This window comes from Glycomyces lechevalierae (genome assembly GCF_027622945.1).
GTDB classification, from domain to species: Bacteria; Actinomycetota; Actinomycetes; order Mycobacteriales; family Micromonosporaceae; genus Glycomyces; species Glycomyces rutgersensis.
On record NZ_JAPZVQ010000019.1, the window covers coordinates 59,092 to 84,371 of the forward strand.

Genomic DNA, 25,280 nt, shown 5'->3' on the forward strand with positions numbered 1-25,280 from the left:
TGCCGGTCACGCCGGGCGCGACGCCGCCGCGCTCACGCGGCGGTGTTGATCTCGCCGAGGACCACCGCGAGCGCCCAGATGACGAACACGTCGAGCGCGATGATGAGCACCGCCCACCACGGGTAGTGCGGCAGGAAGAAGAACTGGTTGAGCGCCGAGACGATCGCCAGGCCGATGCCCGCGCCGTACGCCCAGCTCCGGCCCATGAGCACGAACACGCCCACGAAGGCCACGAGCGCGCCGAGGACGACGTGGATCCAGCCCCAGCCGGTCGTGTCGATCGCGAACGTGTAGTCCGTGACGGACACGAACAGCTCGTCCCGGGCGATCGCGGCGATGCCCTCGAAGAGCTGGAACAGGCCCACGGTGAGCATGAGGCTGCCCGCGAGCACGGCCCCCGTGGTGGCCCAGGCGAGTCTTCCCTCGTCGGTCATGGCCCCGACTCCTCTCTGCCGACCGCTGCAGGCGGCCTCTCGGTCCTGTGTAGCCCGTGCGGGCCGCGCGGGTGCCGGAATCCGCGAATCGTTCAGGCCGTGCGCGCGCCCCGGGCTTCGACGGAGGCGCGGCCGATCACCTCGACGATCAAGGCGAGCACGGCGACCACGATCGCGACCGTGACGACCCCGGAGACGCCGGGGTGCCGCCACAGGACGATCCAGACGAGCCCGGCGAGGACGAGCCCGAGCTCGATCCCGCGTCGGTACCGCTGCACGAAGGCGCCGACCGCGCCGAAGGTGACCCCGGCGTTCGCCAGGCCCCGCGCGGCGGCGTTCCGGCCCGAGGCGCCGAGCCGGCGCGAGGCCCGCGCGGCCGTGCCGGGCCCGAGCAGCCAGCAGGCGACGGCCACGATGAGCGCGAGGACGGTGATGGTCTCGGCCGCGCTTTTGAGGAAGCGGGTCACGGTGTCGTACACGTTCGCGGCGGCCTCAGGCGAATGCACCGAGTCGCCGAGCCCCGCCAGGTACGCGCCGCGGCCGATCATGAGCGCCGCGGAGAGGAGGAGCATCCCGCCCGCGATGCAGAGCGCGCCGATGAGCAGGCCCCGGCGGCGGTCGGGCGCGACCACGATCCCCCCCGCGAGCAGCGCCAGCCCGGCGATCGGGAGCACCCACGCGGCGGCGTCCAGGAGGGAGGCGGCCGTGCGCATCTTCGGGAACGCCTCCGACTGGGCGATGGGGAAGTCCACGGACACCGCCGGGATGCGTTCGGCCAGCCCGAAACCGGAGTCCACCAGGCGTTCCTTGACCTTGGCGAGGACCGGGCCGAGGTCGAGCACGAGTTCATCGCCCTTGAGCTGCAGCGCGGTGTCGTCGCGCTCGCCGGTGAGGATGGCGACGAACGCGGTGTGAGCGCCGCGCATCGCCTCGCGCCACAGCTCGGTGAACTCGTCGGAGTACACGACGCGGTTGATCTGCTTGTCGATGAAGGACTCCACGCCCGAGGCGAGGGGCACCGCGAGGCGGTCGAGCACGTCCGGGGCGCCCTTGGTCTGGACCGCGTCGATCGCCTCGGCCACGAGGGCGTCCACGTCCACCTGCTCGTCGATCGCGGCGCCGATCCGGAACGCCACCGCCGCGCGCACGGCGTCGTCGGCGTAGAGCGGCTCCATCGTGTCCAGGAACCTGTCGGTGTTCAGCACCTCGTTGCGGGCGTATACGGCCACGGCCGCGAGCGTGATCACGAGCGCGGCGAACACCAGCAGCACCGTCGACCCCGCCCAGCGCCAGCCTCCGTGACGCTTCCCTGCTCCGGCGGCCCGCGCGCGGAGCCGTTCGAGCTCCGCGCGCTCGGCGCGGCTCAACTCGGCATCGGCCATGGCCTCGCTCCTTCGGCCGGCGGCGACGCGCCGCCGGGCCCCCAGATCGTAATGCGGCCTATGCCCTGAAATGCAGGTTTCTCGGGTTCCGGCGGCATCCGAAAGCGACCATCGCGAACCCCAGGACCAGTAGGACCCCGGCCGCCCGCAGCAGGCCGGCCGCGTCGACCGAGATCGATCGAATGCATCGGGAACATGCCGAGCGCGGCGGCGACCGGCCCGCCGACTCCCCTGACAGATCCGACAAGTCATCCATAATGGAATAAGGAGGCGAACATGAGCGTGCTCATCCCAGCGAGTCAGCGACGGGATCTCTCGGAACTCGAGGACCGGATCGACCTCGGCCACGGCGACCGCGACGCCAAGCGGTCCGCGTACTGGACGATGCTGTCCCTCGCCGGGCTCATCGCGACCGCCGGCGTCATCGGCGACTCGACCGCCACCGTCATCGGCGCGATGATCGTCGCGCCGCTCTCGACCCCGATCCTGGCCGTCGGGCTCGGCATCGTCACCGGCAACGCCCCGCTCGTCGGGCGCTCGCTGCTGTACGTGCTCGCGAGCGTGTTCGTCGTGGTGGCCATCGGGTTCCTGTTCGCCCTGCTCCTGCCCAACCCCACGAACGTGCTCTCCAACTCCCAGGTCGTCGGCCGCGTCTCCCCCACGCTCACCGACCTCGCGGCCGCCGTCGCGACCGGCTTCGCCGGCTCGATCGCGATCGCCCGCCGGGACGTGGGCGACGTCCTGCCCGGCGTCGCCATCGCCATCTCGCTCGTGCCGCCGCTCGGGGTCGTCGGCGTGTGCCTCGGCTCGCGCCAACCCGAACTGGCGCTCGGGGCGCTCGTCCTGTTCGCCTCCAACATGGTCGTGCTGATCATCGCGGCGGTCGTCGTCCTGATGACGGCCGGGTACGCGCGCGAGTCCTCCGCCGAGACGGGCACGCGCTGGCGGGGCCGCGCCTACGCGGCGCTCGCCGTCGTCCTGGTCGCGGTCGGGATCCCGATGACGCTCAACTCGGTCACGTCCCTCTGGGCCGACCAGGTCCAGGCCCTCGCCGAGTCGTGGCTCAGCGACACCCCGGAGGCCGAGGTCAGCCAGGTGACCTGGAGCGGCCACGGCCTGCTCGTCGACGTCCGCAGCCCCGATGAGCTGCCCGACATCGGCGAGCTCCAGGACGCGGTCGACAAGGCGCTGCCGACCGACCCGCCCGTGACGGTGGTACACACGGTCGGCGAGCGGATCAGCGACTGAAACGCCCCCTCAGGCGGCCGCAGGGGCGGTCTCGGGGGCGAACTTGAAGGAGATCCGCTCCATGAGGGCCTTGCGCTTGGTGTTGTGGAAGGACGCGATCCGCCACGCGCCGTCGGCCTCGCGCACGATCGTGTAAGTCTGGGCCTTCATGAGCTTCGCGTCCTCGGGTCGCTTGCCGCCCTTGACGACGTCCCCGTTGCTGGAGACGATCGCGGCGTCGGGGCCGATGAAGCGGACGGCGACGATCTCATCGGCGAGGTTGGTGCCCCTGAGGAACGAGCGGAACAGCGCGGCGTGCGAGCGGACGATCTCGTCGCGGCCCTGGTAGCGGGTGCCGACCCAGGTCACATAGGTGGCGTCGGCGGTGAAGCAGGCGCCGTAGGCATCGGCGTCCCCGGCATTCCAGGCGGCGACGGTCTGGCGGATGACGGCTTCGACGGCGTCGACGGCTTCGGTCTCGTTGTTCACGGAGGGCTCCTCTGGTAGCTTGGTGATCGAATACCTGCACTGAAACATTATCTGCATTCATGCAGATATTAGATTAGCGAAGGCGACCCCGCGATGTCAACACCCGATCTCCAGCGACTCGGCGCGATCTACCCGCGCTACCTCAACGCGATCGTCCTCCACGGCCTCGCGACCGCCCAAGCCGTCGGCCTCGGCCCCACCGACCTCTACGCGGTCGGCACCCTGACCTTCTACGGCCGCATGACCTCCGGCGACCTCGCCGCCAAGACCGGCCTCACCACCGGCGCCACCACCCGCCTCATCGACCGCCTCGAACAGCGCGGCCTCGTCCGCCGCATCACCGACCCCGCCGACCGCCGCCGGGTCCTCGTCGAGGCCGTCGACACCGACACCCTCGAACTCGACAGCGCCCTCGCCCCCGCCCGCGAAAAACTCGCCGAAGTCTTCGCCGACGCCTCCCCCGCCGAGATCGCCACCCTCACCGACCACTTCGAACGTGCCGCCCCCGCCTTCCACGAGGCGATCGAGACCATCCGCAAGACCGCCTGACACGCCGTCAGGTACGCGCGTCGAGATCGGCCTCGGCCAGGATCCCGCCGGTGACCCGCCGGTGCTTCGCCTTGTGAACGGCCAGGCGGGCTCGAATACTGGCTCCAGTCACAGAATGGAGTCTCTCTTGTTCACAACCTTCGCCAAGCGCGCGTTGATCGTCTGCGCCGCGATGACGGCCATCGTCATCGGCGCATCCGGGCAGGCCCAGGCCGCCAACGCCTACCTGATCCTCAGCGACCGCGACGGGCGGCAGCTCGGGACCATGACCCATTTCGACGCCGAGACGGACACGTTCAGGGTCTGCGACACGCAGTCGGACGGATACGCGGTCACGGGCGTCCTCTACCGGGTCGGCGGGAGCGGCGACCTCTTGAAGATCTCGGACGGCTCGGACGCCGGGTGCAACTCCGCGAGCTACAACATCCGCAGCGGGTACACCTACTACATGGATCTGAGCTGGGACGGGAACTTCGACATCTGGCGACGCATCCAGATCACCGAATAGGGAATCGCCAGGGGCGCTTGGGAAAGCGCCCCTGACGGCCACTCCGAGAACAGGCAGGCGCGAATGCGGGCACGGAACTCGCGGCCGAGGGCGACGTTCGCCTCCCTCCGGTCGGAACCGAACACGCCCCTCGAACGTCCGAACCGCATGAAGCGACTCATGATCCTGCCCGTCGCGCTCCTCGCGTTGAGCGCCTGCGGCCTGCAGAACGGCGAGGCAGCCGACGACTCGGGGGCCGCGACCATGCCGGAACTGTCGTTCTCGGTCACCGAGATCGACGACGAACTCGAGGTCGTGATGGAGGCGAAGGTGGCGTTCGCGACCGACGGCTCCTGGGAGCGCACCGGCTCCGAACCCGGATCGGGGAAGCTCACGGCCGACGAGGTCGAGCGCATCGCCGAACTCGTGGAGGCCCCCGACTTCCCCACCGACCCCGACTACGACACCATGTGCGCGGCCGTGATGCCGAACTACTCGTGGATCCTGTCCACAGGAGACGAACAGGTCTCCAACGGCAACGGCGGCTGCGTGTCCAGCGACTCCGCCGCCGAGATCGTCGAGATCATCCAGGACGCCACCGACGTCGGCCCCACTCGCGCGACAACCTAGCCGCACACTCGGGAGGGGCCTGCACCTCGGCAGCACCTTCGACTGGGCCCCTACCCGAGCGTTCCGACGATTCCCATGGCCGCCAACAGAACCACGACCAACCCGATCCAAACGATGAGAACGCGCGGGCGCGGCACCGGGCCATCGCGCAGAACCCTGACACCGAGCGGCACCAAGGCGATCGCGAGCCCGCAGACCGCCACCACCGACAGCGGCGTGGTGCCCTTGAGGACGCCCAACGGCAGCAGCGCCATCGATGCGAGCGCGGCGGACCGCACGACGCCGAGCACGCCGGGGCCGAAGACGCCGCTGCGGAACGCGCCGATCGCGAGGACGATCCAGCCGGCCAGGATCGCGACCGAGAACGCGCTCATGAGATGCCAAGCGCCGTAAGCGTCGGCGACCGCGCGGGTGGCCGCCTCCGGCCCCTGGTCGGCGGCCAGACGGAACGCGAGATGGTCGACCCCGGCGTGGAACGTGCGGGCGAACAGGCCGAAGACGGCCATCGCGCCGCCCCACAGCGCCAAGCGCGGCCGCGTCCGGCCGATACGCGCGGCGAGGACGGCGACGGCCGGCCACAGGAGCACGTTCCCGGCGAGGAAGCACGTGTACGCCGCGGTCATGAGTCCCGGGTTCGCGGCGAAGGCCTCGAGCTGCGCGGGGAAGAAGAAGTCGGGGCCGATGCGGAGCAGGACGCCCGCGAGGAGCAGCAGCGGGCCGAGGACGAGGGCGGTGCCGCCGAGCCAGCGGCCGGGGAAGGTCGATTCGTTCATGCCCCAACCTTCGGCGGGCGAGAGCGCGGCCGCGTCGGACCGCAGCCTGGTCTCGCTCGTCAGACCGAGGTATGACGACACCTGAGCGGGCGCGGGATACCGTTTCGCCGTGTCCCCTCGCCGCACCCTGATCGCGCTCGACGCCGCCGCCGCGGCCGCCGTATGCGCCGTCTACCTCGTCTTCGCCTCCTTCGACGGCTCCGACGGGACGCCGGCCTTCACCGGACCGGCCTGGCTCGCCTGGCTCACCGCCGCCGCAGTCGGCGGGCCCATCGCGGTGCGGCGCCGCTGGCCCCTGACGAGCACCGCGGTCACCCTCGCAGGCTGCGTCGCAGCGGCACTGCTCGACCTCACCCGCGAACCGTTCGTGCCCGCCGCGCTCGTCCTCTACACGGTCGGCGCCTTGACCGGCTTCCGCCGCTCGGCGGCCGCGCTCATCGGCGCGCTCACCGTGCTCGGCGCCGGCCTGTTCACGGGGCTGTATATCGTGACGCCTTCCGAGAACCTCGCCGGCGCCGTCGGATTGACCTGCATGACCTTGATCGTCGCGGGCGCCGGCTGGGTCTCAGGCGCGGCGGTCCGGCGCCGGCGCGAACGCGATCGGCGCGCCCGCGCGAGCGAGCAGGCTCGCGTGGTGTCCGAGGAGCGGATGCGCATCGCCCGGGAGCTCCACGACGTGGTCTCGCACAGCCTGAGCCTCATCGCGATCCAGGCGGGCGTCGCCAACCACGTCGCCGACGCCCAACCCGACCGAGCCCGAGAAGCCTTGCGCTCCATCGAATCCACGAGCCGCGATGCCCTGGCCGAGATGCGCGGCGCACTGACCGTCCTGCGCTCGAACGCCGAACCCGCCGACACCCTCGGACCGACGCCGGGCCTGGACGACCTGGAGGCGTTGTTCGAGCGCACCCGCGCCGCGGGCGTCCGCGTCGACGCGACGGTCGACGCCCCCGCGCGCGTGCCCGCCGGTGTCGCCCTGGCCGTCTACCGGGTCACGCAGGAATCACTGACCAATGTGGTCGAACACGCAGGCGGCGGCCGCTGCACGGTGACCGTGCGGCACGACCGCGACACCATCACCGCCGAGGTCGTCGACGACGGCCCGCACCGTCCCGGCGGCGATCCCGGGCACGGCCTCATCGGTATGCGCGAACGCGTCCTCATGTACGGCGGCACCTTCACCGCCGGCCCCTCCCACGGCGGCGGGTTCACCGTCAAAGCGGTGCTGCCCTATGCGAAAGGCGCGTCCCGATGACCGTGCGAGTGCTCATCGCGGACGACCAGGCGCTGGTACGCGGCAGCTTCCGGCTCCTCATCGACTCCGACCCCGACCTCGAAGTGGTCGGCGAGGCCGGCTCCGGCGGCGAGGCACTGGCGCTGGCGGGCACGGCTCGGCCTGACGTCGTCGTGATGGACGTCCGCATGCCCGGCATGGACGGCATCGAGGCCACCCGCCGCATCTGCGCCGACCCGGGCCTGTCCGAGGTGCGGGTGCTCGTGCTGACCACCTTCGACCTCGACGAATACGTGCACGCGGCCCTCCGCGCGGGCGCAAGCGGCTTCCTCCTCAAGGACGCGCCCCCACCCACCCTCCTCGCCGGCATCCGCGCCGTCGCCTCCGGCGAAGGCATCCTCGCCCCCACCGCGACCCGCCGCCTCATCGAGGAATACACCCTGCGGCCCGCAGCCGGGCCCGTCACGAGCCGCCGCCTCGAAACACTCACCGACCGCGAACGCGAAGTCCTGACCCTCATCGCCGCGGGCCTGAGCAACACCGAACTTGCGTCACGCCTCTTCATCAGCATGGCGACCGTCAAGACCCACATCAGCCGCCTTCTGGCCAAGCTCCACGCCAGAGACCGCGCCCAACTCGTGATCGCCGCCTACGAATCCGGCCTCGTCGCCCCAGGCGCGAACCCCGACCAACGGCCATGACCGGCCTTTTCAGCCATCTTTCTCGATGGCGAACTACCGGAGGGCACCGTTATCGAAGGGACTCCGGAATGCCGCCGAGCACCTCCGCCAGGTGCGGGGTGATCATCTGCCGAATCCGTATCAGCGTCGATTTGGACGACCGGGCGGTGTCCGTTCGGCATTCATCGCAACCGAGCAGGCTGGCGAAGCAGTCCAGCACCTCGGCATCGGTCGTCATCACTGGCGATGCGGCGAGGTGATCAGCACTGCGTCCCGCCGATCAGGCGGCGCGGCGGCGGCCCTTATAGGACTCAGGGCTGGGGTATCGACGGATCGCCTCGCGGAAGCCAGCTATCGGCCGGGTCATCAGCTCTTCACGCTTCTTGTCGAGGGCGCTGGCATAAGCCTCACCGAGTATTTCGTTCCACTGTTCGAGCTCGGCGATCTTCGCCTGTGCCCGATCAAGCTCGCGGCGGTCTGCAGTCATCTCTTCGTGACGGGCGATAGAGGAGAAGACATGGGTGACCACGCCGTTCTCGGTGACGTAAACACTGCCGCCGCGTGTCGCCTCCTCCTTCCATTTGGTGCGCTGCTTATAGAAATCGGTCGAGTTCACTTCGGGAAAATCCATGATCGTCATGTTCGCCCTCGTCGATAGCGAACTCTCGGAGGACACGCGCCGCCTAAGGGTGTCCCCGATCTCGTTGCCTATGGACAGATGACAGCCGATGTCGGCGCTACTCACCAGGGCGGGGAAGGCTTCGACTCCTTGGGACGGGTTCGGCGGGGACGCCGCAAGGGCGGCGTCCTTGTGGACGTCGCCCTTGCGGTCGGGTTGCGGGTCAGTCGGTTTCGTACTCGGCGGGGTCGTAAGTGGGGGCGGGGAGGGCGGCTGCGAGGGCGGTGAGTTCTTCGAGTCCGTAGCCGTCGACCTGGCCGCCGTTGACGCTGGTCTCGATCAGGACGGCCCAGCCGGACTCGTCGTAGGCCGCGATGAACCAGGAGCAGTCGTCGGCGACGCACCAGGTGCGGGTGGCGACGGTACGGCCGTCCACCTCGGTCTCGGCGCAGACGTCGTCCTTGTCGTCGCCAGGGGCGCCGCAGTCGACCAGGTACGGGCCGGTGCCCGCGCCCTCCGGCGGGAGACCCGGGAGCCAGCCGCCCGGCAGGAAGTAGCGGACGTTCATGTTGATCGAGACGTCGAGGCGGTCGTTGAACGGCATGGTGACGTCGGTGGTGTAGGTGCGCTGCTCGACTTCCCCTGTGCCGGTGGGGAGCCCCACGGCGCCGCCGTCGTGCCGCTCGGTCTCGCCGAAGGCGCCGTCGATCACGGCGACCGCCGCGTCGAGGCTCGCCTGCGCGTCGGCGTCCGCGGCCGCGGGCCAGGATTCGTCGACGGGCCAGGCGGGCTGCATGTCGAGGAACTCGACCGGCGCGAGTTCGCTGGTGTCGTAGTCGATCTGGGGCATGGCGAGCATCGCGGCGGCCAGGTCCTGGAGCGACATCTGGTGGCCTTGGCCCTCGCAGTCGAGGTCCCACCACGAGGTGAGCGCTGAGCCGTTCGGGTACATGACGGCGGCTTCGAGCGCGCAGCCGTGGTCGGCAGTCATGAGGATGCGGCCGTCGTCGAGCGTCTCGGTGGCGAACTCGGGCGCCTCGTCGGTCCACGACGCCTCGTCGGTGATGAGGTGCTGCGGGAACGCGACGTCGCCGGTCGGACCCGGTTCCGCGGTCCAGCCGCCGGGCTGGAAGCCGGCGATGCCGTACGCCAAGTTCTCGGCCTCCTCGTTCGAGTCGAGCGCGACGTAGGCGCGCAAGGACGCCTGGCCGCCCTTGGCGTCGATCGCGCGGGGCGCGAAGTTGAACTGCTCCAGGTTGAACCCGAGCTCGCTCAGCGCGGCGTAGTAGTCCCCGCCTTGCTCTTCCATGACCTCAAGGGCCGCTTCGTCGGAGGGGAACTCGTAGTCCAGTGCGTCCGCATCGAAGATCCCCGCGTCCACCGCGAGGTCGCCGAATGCGTCCTTGGCAGCGGTGTTGAGCTCCCGGCCGACCGGGTCGGGGCTGTCGTACACGGGGTGGTCGGGCGGGTAGGCGGCGGTGGCCGGGTTGAAGTCGAAGCCCTCGCCCGCCGGGAACGTCCGGGCGGCGTCGGGGGTCTGCTCGTCGCCGATCCCGGTGAGGGACAAGGCGAGGACGGCGGCGATCGCGGCGATCCCCGTGGCAGCGGCGCCTCCGATGGCCGCGTTGCGGCGGGCCTGGACGCGGTAGCCGCGGCGCATGACCTGCTTGATGTCCATTCCGGACGGCGGGACGGGGTCGTCCGGGCGCCCCTGCAGCAGGAGCTGCTCGGTGTGGTCGTGGTGTTCCATCGGTGTCCTTCCTTACGCGCCGGCGGGGACGCGGGTCCCGGCCAGCAGTCGTCGCAGTTTGCCCATGGCCCTTGAGGTCTGGCTCTTCACGGTTCCCGCGGAGCAGCCCATGGCGGCGGCCGTCTCGTCGACCGAGAGCTCCTCCCAGTACCGGAGGACGATCGTCACGCGCTCGCGCGCCGCCAGCTTGTCGAGCGCCCCGGCGACGGTGAGGCGCAGCTCGACCTCCGCCTGGGGCGCTTCGATGCGCTGGACCGGCATGTCGTCGGTGGCGCGCTCGCGGCGCACCCAGGCGAGCCGCCGGTGGGACAGGTACACGTTGGTGACGATCCGGCGCGCGTACGCGGGCGCGCCGCCGGGCTCGACGCGGTGCCAGGCGGCGAACAGCTTCGTGAGCGCCTTCTGGACGATGTCGTCGGCCTGGTGCCAGTCCCCGCTCAGGTAGTACGCGTACCGCCTGAGGCGGTCGCGGTGCGCGAGGTCGAACGATTTGAATTCGTCCTCGCGTTGCTCCTTGCTCTGCACTAGGGCCTCTTTCGGGTGACGGGTCGGGGTGCGGGCCGCGCCGTGGTGGATTCACGGCCTCGCATCCGTAATTACGCGGGCCCGCGGAACACCCGTTGTCAAGAATGTGCGCGCCCCGACGGGCCACGCGGGAGCGGGCGATCTCCGAACGGCATTGGGGACGCCATGCGCAAGAGACCGAACGCGAGCGGGGACGCCCTCAAAGGCGTCCCCGCTCTGCGGCGTTTCGAGGAGTTCGGTCCGGCGGCCTCAGGTCTTGTCGGGGATGACGACCACCGGGCAGGACGCGTGGCTGACGACATGGCGGCTCACCGAGCCCAGCAGGGTTCCGACGAACCCGCCGAGACCGCGGCTGCCCACCACGAGCAGATCGGCGTCCTTGGACTGGGACAGCAGCACCTCGGCCGGATGACCCTCGACGACCCGCTGCTCGATCGGCACCGGCACCCGCTCGCCGAGCGCGGAGGCGACGGTCGAATGCAGGGACACGCGCGCTTCCTCGCCCCATTGGACCCCGGGCGGGACCGTCACGCCGAGACCGAACCCTGTCGGCTCCTGCCACGCCAGGACCGCGACGACCCGGCCGCTCACGGCCTCGGCCTGCCGTACCGCCCACCGAAGCGCCAGGCGCGACGCGGGCGAACCGTCCACGCCGACCATGACCACGTTGTGCTCGACCTCGCGCTCGGACATGCCGGCCTCCCATCGGAATCGCGCTTGGCACCGGGGTGGAGTACGTGACGACCGCGAAGGGCCGGGGGTGGGACGTGACCTCGTCGCGTCGGCGGTCGCTCCCGCGTGCGGGTTCAGTCGTCCACGCGGACGACCACGACCGGGCAGGCGGCGTGCGAGACGCAGTGGAGGCTGACCGAGCCCAGCAGGGTCCCTGTGAAGCCGCCGCGTCCGCGGCTGCCCACGACCAGCAGATCAGCGCCTTTCGAATGCTCGACCAGGACCTTCGGCGGGTAGCCCAGCTCTGCGACACGTTCGACGTGCAGATCGTCCCGGTCCCCGAGCTCCTGGTCCACCGATCCGTTCAGCGCCCGCTCGGCCGTGGCGGCGAAGTTCTCGCCGGGCAGGACCGCCACCGGCGCCCCGTACGTGGTCGGAATCTGCCAAGCGTGGAGCGCCTCGATCGCCGCGCCGGTCCGCTCGGCGTACTCGAGTGCCCATCGCAGCGCGCGGAGCGAGGTCGGCGAACCGTCGACCCCCACCACGACCTTCTCCTGCGTTCCCTGAGCCATCGTGATCTCCTTCGAAACCCCCTCAGTGTCCTACAAACGCGGCCTCGCGGCCCGTGTTCGCGGATGCCCGCCCGGCCGCGGGCCGCACTGCCGACTCGCGGAACGGCTCAGCGGCGCAGGATCCGGGTGAGCAGACCGGGCTGCTTCTCGTGGCCTTCGCAGCGCTGTTCCTTGGGAATCTCGCGCATGACCTCGTCGGCGTGCTCGCCGCAGCCGGCCCAGGTGGTGTTGCCGCACTCGCGGCACTTGACGGGATAGCACATGTCGGGATCGTCCTCTTTCTCTTTGGGTCGTCGTCGAGGCCCGGCGGGTCGCTCAGGCCAGCATGAGGAAGAGCTTCTCCAGCTCTTCGGTGGTGAGGCCGTCTTCGTTCTCGGCGGCCTGCTCGGGGTCGGCGATGCAGTCCTTCATCGCGGTGGACACGATAGCGAAGCCGGCGCGGTCGAGCGCGGTCGAGACGGCGGCGAGCTGCGTGACGACGTCGCGGCAGCGCCCGCCGTCCTCCACCGCGGCGATCACCGCGTCGAGCTGGCCGCGCGCCCGCTTCAGCCGGTTCAGCACGCGGCGCTGGGCGTCGGGGTCGGGAATCGTCATGGTCGGTCTCCTTCGTGAAGGGGTTCTCGGTCAGCCTCGGCGCTCGGCCAAGGTGGAGCGGGAGAGGACGCCGTCGCCCAATGCGGCGCGCAGCGTGCGCATGCCACCGGACAGCGACGCACTGTCGAAGCCCTCCTGCGCGAGGAGCCGGTGCGCGAGGTTCGACCGCACCCCCGACGCGCACAGCACGCGCACCGGCCGTCCGGCCGCGGCTGCCCGCACCTCGTCGAGGCGTTCCCGCAGTTCGACATGCGGTACCAGCATCGACCCGGGCAGGTGGCCCTCGTCGTACTCGGAGCGGGTGCGCACGTCGAGCACGAGCGCTTCGGCCAGAACGCGGTCGAGCTCTTCGGCATGCCACGACCGGAGGGTCCCGTCGAGCACGTCGGCGCCGATCATGCCCGCCAGGTTGACCGGGTCCTTGGCATGGCCGTAAGGCGGGGCGTACGCCATGTCCAGGTCGATGAGGTCGGCGACGCCCATGCCGGCGCGGAGCGCGGTGGCGAGTACGTCGATCCGCTTGTCGACGCCCTCGCGTCCCACCGCTTGCGCGCCCAGGAGCAGTCCGTCGCCCTCGCGGAAGTGCAGGAGCAGGTGGAGGGTCTCGGCGCCGGGGAAGTAGTCGGCGTGGTCCTTCGGGTGGAGGTGCACCGTGTGGAACCCGATCCCGGCGTCCTCCAGACTCGCGCGGTTCGCGCCGGTGAACGCCGCGGTCAGGTCCCCGACGCGGACGATCGTGGTGCCGACCGGCCGCGGTATCGGACGGGCCGAGCCCGGCCTGAGGATGTCGTCTGCGACCAGGCGGCCGGCCCGGTTCGCGGGGCCCGCCAGCGCCACCGGGCGGCGCGCGCCGGTGACGGCGTCACGACTGGCGACGGCGTCGCCGACCGCCCACACGCCGGGAGCCGAGGTGCGGCCGTGCTCGTCGGTGATGATCGCGCCGCGTTCGCAGGCGATCCCGGCCCGCTCGAAGGCCTCGGTGTCGGGGCGCACGCCGACCGAAAGCACGATCATGTCGGCCTCGATCGCCGTGCCGTCGTTGAGGACGACGACGTCGTGGTCGGGGCCTGGCCGCACTTCGGCGGCGGCCGTCCCGGTGCGGAGGTCGATCCCGAGGCGGCGGAGTTCGGCCGCGACCGGCTGCGCCATCTCGGTTTCCAACGGCGGCAGCGGATGCGGGGCGAGTTCGACCAGGCTCACGCTGAGGCCCCGGTTGGCGAGGGTTTCGGCGGTCTCCACGCCGATGAAGCCGGCGCCGATGACCACGGCCTTCTCGGCGCCGAGGTCGGCCGATCGGCGCAGTGCGACCGCGTCTTCGACTGTGCGCAGGGTCCGGACGCGCGCGGAGTCCAGGCCGGGGACCGGCGGCACTACGGCTCGGGCGCCCGGTGAGAGCACGAGGGCGTCGTATCGGAGCGGTTCCGTCCCGGCGTCGGTGCGCACTGTCAGCGTCTTGGCTTCGGTGTCGAGCCCGATCACGTCGTGCCCGGTGCGCACGTCGAGGTTCAGGGCCGCCCGCAGCGACTCCGGGGTCCGCAGCAGGAGTTCGGAGGCGTCCTCGATCTCGCCGCCCACGTGATAGGGAAGACCGCAGTTCGCGAACGAGACGTGCGCACCGCGTTCGAGGACGATGATCTCGGCGCGCTCGTCCAGACGCCGCGCCCTGGCGGCGGCGCTCATGCCGCCGGCCACGCCGCCGACGACGACGATCCGCATCGGCTCGCTCTCGGTGGTGGTGTTCCTGGTGGTCTCCATATCGCCAATATACCCCCGGGGGTATTCGCCGCGGCAAGTTTCAGCGCGGAGAGCCGGGCCACCGTCCGATCGGAGCGCACTTGCGACACGCCCGATGCCGATCCGATGCTCGTCACCACCGCCAAGGGACAGATTCGACGACGGTGCGTCCACGGAGGGTCGGCATCGCACTCGAGACGAACCCGCACGCGCCGACGTTGCGCCCTCAAGCACGATCACGCCTTTATCCCCAGGTGGGAAGGGGTAGCGTAGCCAAGGGGGTCCAAGCTCATGGATAAGACGCACGGGGCGCTGAGCCGGTCGGCGATGACGGGCCTCGACTACGAGGCGCTCTTCGAGGCGGTCCCTGGCCCGTGCGCGGTACTCGGGCCGGACCTGGTGATCGTGGAGGTCAACCGGGCCTATCTCGACGTCACCGACCGCACCCGCGAGAACCTGCTCGGGCGGTACATCTTCGACTCCTTCCCGGAGAACTCGGCCGATCCCGAGTCGGACGAGGCGGAGGGTCTGAGCGCGTCGCTCGACAAGGTCCTGCAGACGCGGGAACCGGACAGCATGGCGCTGCAGAAGTACGACCTCCCCGTCAAGGGCCGGCCAGGGGTGTTCGAGGAGCGCTGGTGGCTGCCGGTCAACACCCCGGTCCTCGGCCACGACGGCGAGGTCAGGTGGATCATCATCCGGGTGGAGGACGTGACCCCGTTCATCAGGGCCATCCTCGCCGGCGACTGGCCGTCGCCCGGGCCGTCGATCGAGCGGGAGGCGGTGGAGACCGAGCTGTACGCGCGGGCCCTCGAGCTGCAGCACCTCAACCAGGAACTGCGCCTGGCCCACATGCGCGAGCACGAAATGACGGTCACCCTGCAGCGGACCATGCTCATGACGCCGGACATCGAGCGCCACGACGACGTCGCGGTGCGCTACCTGCCCGCCGACGACTCCCTGACCGTGTCCGGAGACTGGTACGACCTGATCGACCTGCCGGGCGGGCGCTTCGCGCTGACGATCGGCGACGTCGTCGGGCACGGACTCCAGGCCGCCGCGGTCATGGGCATGCTGCGAAGCGTGCTCAACGCCGCCGTCCGCACTCTGGAGCGGCCCGCTCAAGCCCTCGAGGTGCTGGGCCTGTACGCCCGCTCGATGGAGGGCGCCCTGAACACCACGTCCATCAACGCGCTGATCGATCCCGACAGCCGGTTGATCACCTACAGCAACGCGGGGCACCCGCCCCTGGTCCTGGTGCACCCGGACGGCGAATGCGAGCTGCTGAACCAGGTCAGCGACCCGCCGCTGGGCGCCCGCCCGCAGCACGTCCCCAGCTCGCAGGCCGGGCACTCCTACGCCTCGGGCGACACGCTCGTGCTCTACACCGACGGCTTGATCGAGCGCCGCGGAGAGGACATCGACGTGGGACTCGAGCGGCTCACCTCGAGCCTCGCGCGCCACAGCACCCACGACCCGGAACTCCTGGCCGACCTGCTGATGTCCGACCTCGGCGTGGGCAGCGGACGCGCACGCGACGACATCGCGCTGATCATCCTCCGGCTCTGACCGCGGGCCCGGCCCTCAGCCCGTCACGCGTCTGCCGCACACCAGGTTCGCCAGGTGCGGCGGGAGTTGGGCAGCGCGGGGTCGTCGAGGAGCCGCAGGACGTAGCCTGCGTGGAGCCGCGCCCAAGGGCTGCTCGAGCCGGCCGCGCCGGTGAGCCCGACGCGAAGATCGTCGCCGTCGACGGCACGTGCGATCCGGACGTATTCGCGGTCCTTGCAACGATAGGCACGCGAGACCGCCGCTATGACCAGCTGAACGAGTGCGGCGCGCACCGGCTCCCGGTGGTCACCCACCGCGAGGCCGCGGATGAGACGCTCCTTGGTCCCCCACTTCTTCGCGTGGAGCGTCCAGTCATCGGGGTAGCGGGCCTCCCATTCGAGATACTGCAACGCATACGGCAGGCCGGGCCAATCAGCGAGGCCAGTACTCGGCCGACTCCACAGGGCATCAGGGAACGCGTGCCGCTGCGCCTCAGAGTATTCGGCATGCCGCCGGCGCATCTCGGGGTCATTCCACTGCTCGGCGCCCAGGGGACGGGTCAAGAACCAGGCTTCATTGAAACGCTCAAGAGCTTCATGGACACGGCCGCGGGCCTCACTGAGATGGGTGAGCGCTATCGCTCGCTCAACCGGGTTCCCACTGGTCAGGCCGAACACGTACCCGACTCTGGCGGCCCAGTCCGCCTCATGATCACCTGTCGCTGTCACGACTCGATCATCCCCGAACGCAGAGCAGTCCCGCATCCGCGGCCACGAGCAACCGTGGCGGCGAACGCACCACGCTGCAGCGCAATGCGTCCCGCGGCGACAGGGAGGAGCCGAATCATGGCATCGGCGGGTCGAACAGGTCGAGTTCGTCCTGCGTCGGCGCCTCGAACCCGCCCTGCCACTCCCTGAGCATCTCGGCGGTCAACACGACCGAGCCCGGCTCTCGATTCCGGACGGCGATGCGCCGCTGCAGCTCTGCCAACGGCACTGCGAGATAGCGCAGTTCCACTTCGGCTCCGAGCTCGCGAGCTCGGAGCCGTTTCTCGTCTCGCTCACCGCGCTCCCAGAAGCCGTTCTCCAAGACCACGCTCGATCCCGCAGTCAACAAGTCCTGCGCATGGACCCACTGGTCCCGCTCGATACGCGCCCGCGCCGCTTCATCGAACCGGCTGAAGCCCGTCTCGGCGAGCCGTTCGTCGGGGCACAAGCGCGCCGCGGGCATCTCCCGCTCCAACCGCTTGGCCAACGTCGTCTTCCCAGCCCCGGGCAGACCGCATATGAGCACCAGTCTCGGCCGTCGCTCGCTCACGATCACCGTCCTCATCGAACCCTGACCACGATCATCGCACCTGCCGAAGCAGCCGGCCTTCATGAGAAGGTGATCATGTAGCGGGCACCGCGCGCGAACTCACGAGCGTCCGGACACCGAGAGCGATCAGCGTGCCGCCACCGACGAGTGCGACGGCCCGCCGCGGGATCGGCAGCGCCCGGGCTCGGAGGGATCGCAGCGCGACTGAGCTCACCGCCAACCAGAGCGCGGTCAGCGTCGCGTGCAGGCAGGCGAAGGCGAGGACGTTCGCCACGGTGAACGATCCAGGGTCGAGGAACTGCGGCACCAGCGTCAGGTAGACCGCCGCGGCCTTCGGATTGAGGAGGTTCGCCAGCAACGCGGTCCAGGTGCGCAGCGGCGCGGTCGGGAGAGCGTCAGGCGCGGCTTTGCTGCGGCCCTTGAGGATCGTCGCGACCCCCACCGCTGAACCATTCGTCGATACACACGGCTGGCACCTCTGCTCAGCGTCCCCTGCCCAATGAAGACGCGCGTTGTCCTCGAGCAGGACGAGCTGCGCGGGCGATGGGGATCGAACGCTCGGCTCCCCAACGGGTGTCCGTACCTTCTCGCAGTTGGCCGATACGATAGGTCGACCCTCCCACGGTCGACCCCCTGGAGCCCTGCGTGTCGCTGCTGTCCGAGCTGATCGCGCAGCTGACCGCTCTCATCGAACAGATCCGGCAGACCGAAGCGGAAATCCAGGGCGCCCGCGACACCGCTGAAGGCGCGGTCGCCGCAGTGCAGACCGCGACCGTCGACTCGAGTAACCCGCTCGTCGAACAAGGCATCGGCCAGTGGCTTGCCGCGATGGAGAGACTCGACGAGGCCCGCGCGCTCCTGGCCGCCGGCGATCGATCCATGAGCGACTACGTCAACGGTCCGCTCCTCGGTGGATCGAAGGGCTCGTCCGGTGCTGGAGGTGGTGGTAAGCCACCGGGCACAACCATGGCACCGGCACCGTCGAACCCGGCTCGAGCGGTATCCGATCCGAGGGCTCCAGGAAATCAAGATCATCGAGCACGGCGAGATCACGCAGTTCTACCCGCCCGAGACGGAGGCATAGCGGATGTCCATCGACTACAACCTGACCGTCTCGCCGGTGGTCTCCGAGCGGGCGGCGCTGGACTACGTCGCGAAGCTGCTCGGATGCGACCGCCACTACAGCGACCCGGACGCCGCCGCTCGCGGCGACGAACTGCGGATCGGCGCTCTCCGAACCGGGACCGAGCACGACCCGGAGATGAGCGACCTGCTCGGCGGCGAGACCGAGACATTGAAGATCATCTTCCACCCCTCGAAATTCCTGACCGAGGAAGCTGACGCTCGACTCTTCGCCGAGATGATCGGCGCCGCGGTGCGGTTCTTCGAGGACTTCCCCGATGCCAAGGGCACCTTCACGTTCCAGGGCGAGGAGATCTACGTGCAGCGCCTCGGGGACGAAGGCATCGTCCTCGACGAACGGCTGCGAGGCGCCGAGTACAACCGCGAAGGCGCTCTGGACGAGCTGCTCGCGAAATACCCGGTCCGCCAGATCGACCAGGTATTCCTCTAGCACGGCACTTTGGACCGGCGCCCTCTCTGGGCGGAACGCTCGAGCGCGACAGCGGCTCGGCGCCTTCGGTAGCGTTGCAGCCCAACAGATTCAGCAGTCTCGCAATTGCCGCAAATCTTGCCTCGTATCGAAGTTCGTGATAGCGTTCCGTAGCGCTTCCGAAACAGCGGACGCCGTCGAAACGCTTCGAAAGTGCGCCCCGAGCCCCTGACGATCTCGAGTACACGGGAGTCCTGCGGGACCGACATTCACACTCCACGATCCCCTGACCAGACCCCGGGCGGCCGGGCTGCGGCCTGTGCCCGCCGAGCGGGTCCGTATGCGACGCAGGAGGAACAAGCACATGCCCCCATTGACCGGACACGGCGGCGACCTGCCACTCCTCGACCTCAGGGCCCTCGGTACCGCGGCCGATCGCACGACCGCCGCGAAACTCGTCGACGAGGCCTTCGCGACCGGCGGGTTCCTGCGGGTCGTCGGGCACGCGGTGCCGCAGGCGGCCATCGACAGGATCGCCGAGCGCTCCAGGACCTTCTTCACAAGCGACCCGGCCGGGAAGGACACGGTCCAGGCGGACATGTCCGACCCCCTCACCCGGGGACTCATCCGGCGCGAGCACCATGAGCAGTTCTTCAGCAGCATGCTCACCGAGGACGGCCGGACCGTGCCGCCCGAGTACCGCGACTTCGACCGGAGCAACCGGTGGCCGCGGCTCGCGGGTTTCCGGCAGTCCTTCGCCGACTACTACCGCGAGGTCGACGTCCTCGCGACGACGCTGATGCGGCTCATGGCGACAGCGCTGGAACTGCCCGAGAACTGGTTCGTCGAGCGGTTCGACCAAGGCTTCACTCCGTTGGTCGCGAACTACTACCCGCCCTTCCCAGAGGACGGCGGCGGCGAGCGCCTGCGCCATCCCGCCCACCGCGACTGGGGTGCGATGACCCTGCTCTACCAGGACGACCGCCACGGCGGCCTGCAGGTGCGCACGGCTGAAGGCGCCTGGGTGGACGTGCCGGTCGCGCCCGGCTCGTTCATCGTCAACCTGGGCATGCTCATGGAGCGGTGGACCGGGCGGCGCTGGGTGGCAGCGCTCCACCGGGTGGTGGCGCTCCCGGAGGACTCCCGCAGCGACCGGATCTCCCTCGCGTTCTTCTGCCAGCCGAATCTGGACGTCCTCGTCGACCGCGTCCCGTCAGGCGCCGGCGACGCCGCCTCGGACCCGGTGACCTCGGGCGACTACTACCGGAAACTCGCGCAAGTCGTCTACGGAGCGAACGCCGCGTGAGCCCGGACGCGGCGACGGCCCGCTGCTTCGCCACCTGCATTCCCGGCACCGGCAGGATAGTGCGCGGCGATCTGGAACGGATCGAAGGCGTCCGCGTCACCGAGCTCGGCTTCGACGGCCGCGCCGAGGTGATCCGGTTCGAGGCCACCCCTCGCGGGCGCGAACTGGTACTGCGGCTCCGCACGGTCCTGGACGTGTTCGCCGAGGCCGGCCTCGCCGACCGCGCCCACGGCGACGGCCCGGGCGCCATCGCCGCGAAGCTCTGGGACCGCGGACACGCCGAACGAGTCCTCAAGGGACATGGCATCGGCGCGGCGGCGCTCCGAGTGGTGCCCTCGGTGCTGGAGCAGCGGTCGGTGGACCCGGGGGCATTGCGTGCGGCGCTGGAGCAGCTGATACTCGGGACCGGGCCGCACTCGCGGGTCGACGACCGGGACGGCCTGGAGGTGCGGGTCAGCGAGTACCGGTACGGCGGCTTCGTCGCGGGGCCGCGGATCGGCACCGCCAAGGCACCGGACCGCGACAGGTTCGTCGCGGCGGTGATGCTCGCCGCCGCGGGCCCCGCGGGGGCCACGCTGCTGGACGCCCTCCGCGGGTCCGATGCATTGCGTTCCGAAGCGCACGCGAGCGGATGGAAGCAGGTCCTTGACCGCGAGGCCGTCGCGACGGCCGGACCAGACGTAGCCGAAGCGGCGGCGGGGCGCCCCCACTCGCTGAATCTGCCCGACGCCAGTGTGGACGCGGCCGTCGCGCGCCCGATCGGGCGCGAACCGCGTCGAGCCGTGCTCGCCGAGCTGGCCCGAGTGGTCGCCCCGGGCGGTCGAGTCGTGCTCCTCGCCTCGGATATCCCCGCCGCAGACGTGCCCGCGACGCTGCGCGTCCTCGCGAGCGAGCCGATCCTCGCGCCCGACTCGCTGCTGTGGACCTTCGAGCGCACGGAGCACCGTGCCCGGATGGAGCTCTAGACCCGTCGTCTACCCGGCGCCCGCCGACGCCGTCGGGCCGCCGTTCCCACCTGTACCGACCGAACTCGACTTCGGAGTATGCATGGCACCCAGCATCAGCGTCATCGTCAGGTTCCACAACGAGATCACCCACATCGGGGCGGTGTTCCGGGCGGTCCGGGCGCAGCGCACCTCCCACGGCGTCGAGATCGTCGCCGTCGACAACGCCTCCACGGACGGCTCGCGGGAGTTCGCCGAGGAGTACGCCGACCAGCTCATCGACATCGACGACTACCGGCCCGGGTTCGCCCTCAACCGCGCCGTCGAGACCGCGCGGGGCGACACCGTCGTCATCGTCAGCGCCCACGCCGTCCCCGAGCACGACCGGTGGCTCGCGAACCTCACCGCGGACACCGAACGGGACGACGTGCTCGGCGTGTACGGCGCGCAGGTCTACCCGCTCCACGCCAAGTTCCTCGACAAGTGCGACCTCGACATCTTCTCCGACCCGCGCCCGCGGCGCGAGGTCGCCGACACCGACTTCTGGAACGCCAACTCGGCCTTCCGGCGCGCGTTCTGGGAGCGCTGCCCCTTCGACGAGGACGTGATCGAGCTCGAAGACCACCACTGGACAAAGCGCCAACTGCCCGACCCGGCGCTCGCGATCCACTTCGAACCGACGGCCGCCGTCTACCACTACGGGCACGAGGCCCGGAACGACCGGGCCTTCCTCGAACCGTCCGAACTGACCGACGCCCAGCGGATCGCGCGCGCCCGGCGAGTCCTCGAATCGCCGGACGAGACCTGGCCGACCGTCATGCGCGCCGGCATGGACCTGGCCGCGCTCCCGGGGCATCCGGACGTGCGCGGCGCGGTGCCCGCGCTCTGCCGGCAGCTCGCCGAGCACCCCGACTTCGACGTGCGCTGGCGCATGGCCGGGGCGCTGGGCCGCATCGCCGACCCCGCGGCGCTGCCGTTCCTCGTCCGGGGTCTTGAGGACCGGTCGTTCTACGCGCGCGACGAATGCGCGTGGTCCCTCGGGCGCTTCGGCGCCGCCGCCGTCCCGGCGCTGCTCGCGGCCGCCGACCGGGTCGCCGCCGAGCACCGGCCCTTCCTCGCGCTCGCGCTCGGACTCACCGGTGCGCCCGAAGGGGCAACGGCCGCAATCGATCTCGTGCGGGCTTCGCTCGCCGAAGGCGGCGACACCGAGCGGACCGCGATCTACTTCCTCGGCGAGTTCGCCCGCGACGTGAGCGACGACCTGCTCGAGGCCGTGGCCGACCGGCTGGCCTCCGAGAACGCCATGACCGCCCGCGCGGCCGCCTGGTGCTGGGGCGTCCTCGCCGCCGGCCGGGGCCGTCCGGGCCGCGGCCTGGGCGCGGTCGCGGCGCTCGCCGCCGGCCACCCCGAAGCCACTGTCCGTTCCGAAGCCGTTGTGGCCCTTGGCCGGATCGCACGGAGCGAACGCGGCGAGGACCGCATCGCCGATCTCGGCGCGGCCCTGCGCGACGACGCCGGCCGCGTGCGGCAGGCCGCCATGCAGTCGCTGCGCCTCGCCGTGGAGTCTGGCGGCACCCAGGCGGGGCTCATCGCCGAGGCCCACCCGCTCGACCCCGACTTCGGCGTCAACTTCGAACGCGAGCTGGCCGTGGCGGCGCTCCGCAAGGACCAGGGGGAGACGCAGTGAGCCTGGCAGTGGTCACCGGCTCCGGAGGGCTCATCGGGTCGGCGTCCGCGCGCCGCTTCGCCGAACTCGGGATGACCGTCGTGGGCGTCGACAACGACATGCGCGGCTACTTCTTCGGCGGCGACGGCTCCACGAGGTGGAGCGTCGAGGCGCTGCGCCGCGACCTCGGCGACGCCTACCTCCATGTGGACGCGGACATCCGCGACCGCGACGCCCTCGCGGCGGTGTTCAAGGAGTACGCCTCCGACCTCTCGCTGGTGGTCCATACGGCCGCGCAGCCGAGCCACGACTGGGCGGCCGCCGAGCCGTACACCGACTTCGACATCAACGCCGTGGGCACGTTGAACCTCCTCGAAGCGGCCCGCACGCACACGCCGGAGGCGGTGTTCATCCACTGCTCGACGAACAAGGTGTACGGCGACACTCCGAACGCACTGCCGTTGCGGGAGTTGGCGACACGCTGGGAGATCGAGCCCTCGCACCCGTACCGCGACGGGATCGGCGAGGACATGTCGATCGACGCGTCACTCCACTCCGTGTTCGGGGCGTCCAAAGTGGCCGCCGACGTGATGGTCCAGGAGTACGGGCGGTACTTCGGCATGCGCACCGCCGTGTTCCGGGGCGGCACGCTCACCGGGCCCGCGCACTCGGCGGCCGAACTCCACGGCTTCCTCGCCTACGTCGTCCGCACGGCCATGGAGGGCCGCACCTACCGGATCTTCGGGCACCTCGGCAAGCAGGTGCGCGACGTGATCCACTGCGCCGACGTCGTGGCGGCCTTCGAGCGGTTCTACCGGGCGCCGCGCGTCGGCGAGGTGTACAACCTCGGCGGCGGGCGCCGCTCGAACTGCTCCGTGCTCGAAGCGCTCGACCTCGCCGGCGCCCTCGTCGGCCGGCCCGTCCCCCGCGAATACGTGGACGAGAGCCGCGTGGGCGACCACATCTGGTGGATCGGCTCGAACGCCAAATTCGAAGCGCACTATCCCGAATGGACGCAGCGGTACGACGTGCCGATGACCATGCGGGAGATCTACGAGGAGAACCTCGACCGCTGGAAGCCCGCGTGACGCCGCGACCGCGAAGCGGGCCGCGTCGCTCAGCGCGGCGAGCGTCTGCTCCGCCGTCAACGTGTCGTCCACCGTCAGGAAGATCCCCGCGGCCCGCTTGCCGCGGATCATCGCCAGCGCGAACAGCGCCGCGGCCTCCATCTCGGTCGCGAGCACGCCGCTCGCGCGCATCCCCTCCCAGCGGCGGCGCCAGTGGTCGGCGAGCGGGAAGCCGTCGGGGGCCTCGGCGTAGTAGGCGTCCTTGCAGTGCGTGACGCCCGGGTGGACGGGCCTCGTGCCGCGCCGGGCGCGCTCCACTATGGCGCTGGTGAGGTCGAAGTCGGGGACCGTGGGGTACTCGGGCGGCAGGAACGAGCCGCTGGTGCCGTCGTCGCGCACGCAGCCGGTCGAGACCACCAGTTGCCCGGCGTTGATGTGGTACTGGATCGAGCCGCAGGTGCCGACCCGCACGAAGGTCTCGACTCCGGCTTGCATCAGCTCGTCGACGGCGATCGCCGTGGAGGGACCGCCGATGCCGGTGGAGCACACCAGGACCGGCTGCCCGTCCGGGGTCCGCGACTGGGCGACGGTGTAGCCGCGGCGGCTCCGTTCGCCTTCGGGTTCACCGACGGCTGCGGCGAGGAGCGGGACGCGGTTCGGGTCGCCGGTGAGGATCGCGACGGTGGCCTGGGTGTCGAGCGCCGGCAGGTGCGTCATGAGTTCGGCGCGGTCCTTGTCTACCATCGGTCCAGCTCCGCGAGGCCGTGCTTGGCGACGATGTACGCCATGTTCTTCTCGCTGCCGGCGCGTACGCGCTCGTCGTAGTCGAGGCCGCGGGCGGCGTCCCGGGTCTCGGTGTGGTCCTGGTGGAAGACGCCCACTGCCGGGTCGTAGACGAGCTGGGCGCCGGCACTGTAGGCGCGGTAGGCGAACTCGGACTCGTGGCCGCCCCAGTCGGTCATGCGCTCGTCGAAGGGCTTGTCGAACTCGCCGTCGTTCAGGAGGTCGGAGAGGCGGCGGGGGTAGCTGTAGCTGCAGCCCCACATGGCCATCCAGTGGTGGGTGGCGCGGGCCTCGCCGTTGGGGCCGGCGAGGTGGCGGCGCTGGCATTTCTCGAAGTCCCAGTTGAGTTCTTCGCCGGTGGACTGGGCGCCGGTGACGATCTTGAGGTCGCCGGCGGCGTGGTGCTCGGCGTGGAGGCGCACGAAGTCGGGGCGGACGCGGATGTCGTCGACGTGCACGAACACGTCGGTGCCGGGGTCGGCGGCGGCTACGCATTCGTTGCGGCGCTTGGAGCACAGGTAGTCGGCCTCGTGCTCGCGGCGCAGGACCACGAGCCGGTACGGGAGTTCGCCGACGAGGTCGTCGAGGGCTTCGGCAGTGCCGTCGGTGCTGCCGTCCACGAGGACGACGAACTCGTAGCGGTCGGCCGGGTGGTCTTGGTCGGCGAGGTCGCGGGCGAGGTCGACCACCTTGTCGCGCTGGTTGTAGGTCATCACGTAGACGGAGACGAATGGTGCTTCGGTCAT

The 25,280-nt window shown here is 70.5% G+C and carries 29 protein-coding genes and 1 pseudogene; 12 read left to right on the plus strand and 18 right to left on the minus strand.

The window, feature by feature from the left end:
• Window positions 1-32 precede the first annotated feature (32 nt).
• Together O2L01_RS22520 and O2L01_RS22525 are read right to left on the minus strand one after the other, a co-directional pair.
• Window positions 33-434: a DUF7144 family membrane protein gene (locus tag O2L01_RS22520; RefSeq protein WP_270124281.1), complete on the minus strand. Its 402-nt coding sequence runs from the start codon at window positions 432-434 to the stop codon at window positions 33-35.
• A 92-nt stretch (window positions 435-526) separates the two neighbouring features.
• Entirely contained in the window at window positions 527-1,816 is a 1,290-nt protein-coding gene (locus tag O2L01_RS22525; RefSeq protein WP_270124282.1) for a hypothetical protein, read from the minus strand.
• A 276-nt stretch (window positions 1,817-2,092) separates the two neighbouring features.
• Between O2L01_RS22525 and O2L01_RS22530 the strand changes: the two genes are divergently transcribed.
• A complete protein-coding gene (locus O2L01_RS22530; RefSeq protein ID WP_270124283.1) occupies window positions 2,093-3,064 on the plus strand; it encodes a TIGR00341 family protein in 972 nt (323 codons plus the stop codon).
• Window positions 3,065-3,073: 9 nt separating this feature from the next.
• Here the strand turns inward: O2L01_RS22530 and O2L01_RS22535 are convergent, their stop codons facing one another.
• Window positions 3,074-3,532, minus strand: a complete 459-nt coding sequence (locus O2L01_RS22535) for an SgcJ/EcaC family oxidoreductase (protein ID WP_270124284.1) — start codon at window positions 3,530-3,532, stop codon at window positions 3,074-3,076.
• A 93-nt stretch (window positions 3,533-3,625) separates the two neighbouring features.
• Between O2L01_RS22535 and O2L01_RS22540 the strand changes: the two genes are divergently transcribed.
• The 3 genes from O2L01_RS22540 (at window position 3,626) to O2L01_RS22550 (ending at window position 5,198) form a co-directional block, all read left to right on the plus strand.
• The gene (locus tag O2L01_RS22540) at window positions 3,626-4,081 is read left to right on the plus strand and encodes a MarR family winged helix-turn-helix transcriptional regulator (RefSeq protein WP_270124285.1); all 456 of its coding nucleotides are present in this window, start codon (window positions 3,626-3,628) and stop codon (window positions 4,079-4,081) included.
• A gap of 127 nt (window positions 4,082-4,208) precedes the next feature.
• Entirely contained in the window at window positions 4,209-4,589 is a 381-nt protein-coding gene (locus O2L01_RS22545; protein ID WP_270124286.1) for a hypothetical protein, read from the plus strand.
• A gap of 147 nt (window positions 4,590-4,736) precedes the next feature.
• Window positions 4,737-5,198 carry a hypothetical protein gene (locus tag O2L01_RS22550; RefSeq protein WP_270124287.1) on the plus strand — a complete coding sequence of 154 codons (462 nt, stop codon included), beginning with the start codon at window positions 4,737-4,739 and terminating at the stop codon, window positions 5,196-5,198.
• A 50-nt stretch (window positions 5,199-5,248) separates the two neighbouring features.
• Here O2L01_RS22550 and O2L01_RS22555 read toward each other — a convergent pair whose 3' ends face one another.
• Complete coding sequence (locus O2L01_RS22555; protein ID WP_270124288.1) at window positions 5,249-5,971, minus strand: hypothetical protein; 723 nt, start codon at window positions 5,969-5,971, stop codon at window positions 5,249-5,251.
• A 109-nt stretch (window positions 5,972-6,080) separates the two neighbouring features.
• Here O2L01_RS22555 and O2L01_RS22560 point away from each other — a divergent pair, with 109 nt between their 5' ends.
• Complete coding sequence (locus tag O2L01_RS22560; RefSeq protein ID WP_270124289.1) at window positions 6,081-7,226, plus strand: sensor histidine kinase; 1,146 nt, start codon at window positions 6,081-6,083, stop codon at window positions 7,224-7,226.
• Window positions 7,223-7,906: a response regulator gene (locus O2L01_RS22565; RefSeq protein WP_270124290.1), complete on the plus strand. Its 684-nt coding sequence runs from the start codon at window positions 7,223-7,225 to the stop codon at window positions 7,904-7,906. Before O2L01_RS22560 ends, O2L01_RS22565 begins: the two co-directional genes overlap by 4 nt.
• 49 nt (window positions 7,907-7,955) lie before the next feature.
• On the opposite strand, the gene O2L01_RS22570 is transcribed toward O2L01_RS22565, so the two are convergent.
• From O2L01_RS22570 to O2L01_RS22610, 9 genes are all read right to left on the minus strand, one after another.
• On the minus strand, window positions 7,956-8,123 hold the full coding sequence (locus O2L01_RS22570; protein ID WP_270124291.1) for a hypothetical protein: 168 nt from the start codon (window positions 8,121-8,123) through the stop codon (window positions 7,956-7,958).
• 42 nt (window positions 8,124-8,165) lie between these two features.
• Window positions 8,166-8,525, minus strand: a complete 360-nt coding sequence (locus O2L01_RS22575; RefSeq protein WP_270124292.1) for a hypothetical protein — start codon at window positions 8,523-8,525, stop codon at window positions 8,166-8,168.
• 202 nt (window positions 8,526-8,727) lie between these two features.
• Window positions 8,728-10,254 carry a hypothetical protein gene (locus O2L01_RS22580; protein ID WP_270124293.1) on the minus strand — a complete coding sequence of 509 codons (1,527 nt, stop codon included), beginning with the start codon at window positions 10,252-10,254 and terminating at the stop codon, window positions 8,728-8,730.
• A 12-nt stretch (window positions 10,255-10,266) separates the two neighbouring features.
• Window positions 10,267-10,779 carry a SigE family RNA polymerase sigma factor gene (locus O2L01_RS22585; protein WP_270124294.1) on the minus strand — a complete coding sequence of 171 codons (513 nt, stop codon included), beginning with the start codon at window positions 10,777-10,779 and terminating at the stop codon, window positions 10,267-10,269.
• A 249-nt stretch (window positions 10,780-11,028) separates the two neighbouring features.
• Entirely contained in the window at window positions 11,029-11,472 is a 444-nt protein-coding gene (locus O2L01_RS22590) for a universal stress protein (protein ID WP_270124295.1), read from the minus strand.
• Between the two features lie 113 nt (window positions 11,473-11,585).
• Complete coding sequence (locus O2L01_RS22595; RefSeq protein WP_270124296.1) at window positions 11,586-12,023, minus strand: universal stress protein; 438 nt, start codon at window positions 12,021-12,023, stop codon at window positions 11,586-11,588.
• A 107-nt stretch (window positions 12,024-12,130) separates the two neighbouring features.
• Window positions 12,131-12,286, minus strand: a complete 156-nt coding sequence (locus O2L01_RS22600; RefSeq protein ID WP_270124297.1) for a hypothetical protein — start codon at window positions 12,284-12,286, stop codon at window positions 12,131-12,133.
• Between the two features lie 52 nt (window positions 12,287-12,338).
• Window positions 12,339-12,617, minus strand: a complete 279-nt coding sequence (locus O2L01_RS22605; protein WP_270124298.1) for a metal-sensitive transcriptional regulator — start codon at window positions 12,615-12,617, stop codon at window positions 12,339-12,341.
• 30 nt (window positions 12,618-12,647) lie between these two features.
• The gene (locus O2L01_RS22610) at window positions 12,648-14,333 is read right to left on the minus strand and encodes an FAD-dependent oxidoreductase (RefSeq protein WP_344469133.1); all 1,686 of its coding nucleotides are present in this window, start codon (window positions 14,331-14,333) and stop codon (window positions 12,648-12,650) included.
• Window positions 14,334-14,642: 309 nt separating this feature from the next.
• On the opposite strand from O2L01_RS22610, the gene O2L01_RS22615 reads away from it, so the two are divergent.
• Entirely contained in the window at window positions 14,643-15,920 is a 1,278-nt protein-coding gene (locus O2L01_RS22615) for a PP2C family protein-serine/threonine phosphatase (RefSeq protein WP_270124300.1), read from the plus strand.
• A gap of 23 nt (window positions 15,921-15,943) precedes the next feature.
• On the opposite strand, the gene O2L01_RS22620 is transcribed toward O2L01_RS22615, so the two are convergent.
• The 3 genes from O2L01_RS22620 to O2L01_RS22630 form a co-directional block, all read right to left on the minus strand.
• On the minus strand, window positions 15,944-16,576 hold the full coding sequence (locus O2L01_RS22620) for a hypothetical protein (RefSeq protein ID WP_270124301.1): 633 nt from the start codon (window positions 16,574-16,576) through the stop codon (window positions 15,944-15,946).
• A gap of 166 nt (window positions 16,577-16,742) precedes the next feature.
• Window positions 16,743-17,279 (minus strand): P-loop nucleotide/nucleoside kinase family protein, encoded by a 537-nt coding sequence (locus O2L01_RS22625; protein ID WP_333490294.1) that lies wholly within the window; start codon window positions 17,277-17,279, stop codon window positions 16,743-16,745.
• Between the two features lie 10 nt (window positions 17,280-17,289).
• Complete coding sequence (locus O2L01_RS22630) at window positions 17,290-17,658, minus strand: LysE family translocator (protein WP_270124303.1); 369 nt, start codon at window positions 17,656-17,658, stop codon at window positions 17,290-17,292.
• Between the two features lie 645 nt (window positions 17,659-18,303).
• On the opposite strand from O2L01_RS22630, the gene O2L01_RS22635 reads away from it, so the two are divergent.
• The 5 genes from O2L01_RS22635 to O2L01_RS22655 all read left to right on the plus strand — a co-directional run bounded on the left by O2L01_RS22635 (window position 18,304) and on the right by O2L01_RS22655 (window position 23,772).
• Window positions 18,304-18,789 (plus strand): SitI3 family protein, encoded by a 486-nt coding sequence (locus O2L01_RS22635; RefSeq protein WP_270124304.1) that lies wholly within the window; start codon window positions 18,304-18,306, stop codon window positions 18,787-18,789.
• A 343-nt stretch (window positions 18,790-19,132) separates the two neighbouring features.
• Complete coding sequence (locus tag O2L01_RS22640; RefSeq protein ID WP_270124305.1) at window positions 19,133-20,074, plus strand: isopenicillin N synthase family dioxygenase; 942 nt, start codon at window positions 19,133-19,135, stop codon at window positions 20,072-20,074.
• On the plus strand, window positions 20,071-21,039 hold the full coding sequence (locus O2L01_RS22645; protein WP_270124306.1) for a class I SAM-dependent methyltransferase: 969 nt from the start codon (window positions 20,071-20,073) through the stop codon (window positions 21,037-21,039). Before O2L01_RS22640 ends, O2L01_RS22645 begins: the two co-directional genes overlap by 4 nt.
• 82 nt (window positions 21,040-21,121) lie before the next feature.
• Window positions 21,122-22,705: a HEAT repeat domain-containing protein gene (locus O2L01_RS22650; RefSeq protein WP_270124307.1), complete on the plus strand. Its 1,584-nt coding sequence runs from the start codon at window positions 21,122-21,124 to the stop codon at window positions 22,703-22,705.
• Window positions 22,702-23,772, plus strand: a complete 1,071-nt coding sequence (locus O2L01_RS22655; RefSeq protein WP_270124308.1) for an NAD-dependent epimerase/dehydratase family protein — start codon at window positions 22,702-22,704, stop codon at window positions 23,770-23,772. The genes O2L01_RS22650 and O2L01_RS22655 overlap by 4 nt, the downstream gene beginning before the upstream one ends.
• Window positions 23,773-23,865: 93 nt before the next feature.
• On the opposite strand, the pseudogene O2L01_RS25810 reads toward O2L01_RS22655, so the two are convergent.
• Window positions 23,866-24,495, minus strand: a pseudogene (locus O2L01_RS25810) (nucleoside phosphorylase); the annotation flags it as partial.
• The gene (locus tag O2L01_RS22665) at window positions 24,489-25,280 is read right to left on the minus strand and encodes a glycosyltransferase family 2 protein (protein ID WP_270124310.1); all 792 of its coding nucleotides are present in this window, start codon (window positions 25,278-25,280) and stop codon (window positions 24,489-24,491) included. The pseudogene O2L01_RS25810 and the gene O2L01_RS22665, both read right to left, overlap by 7 nt.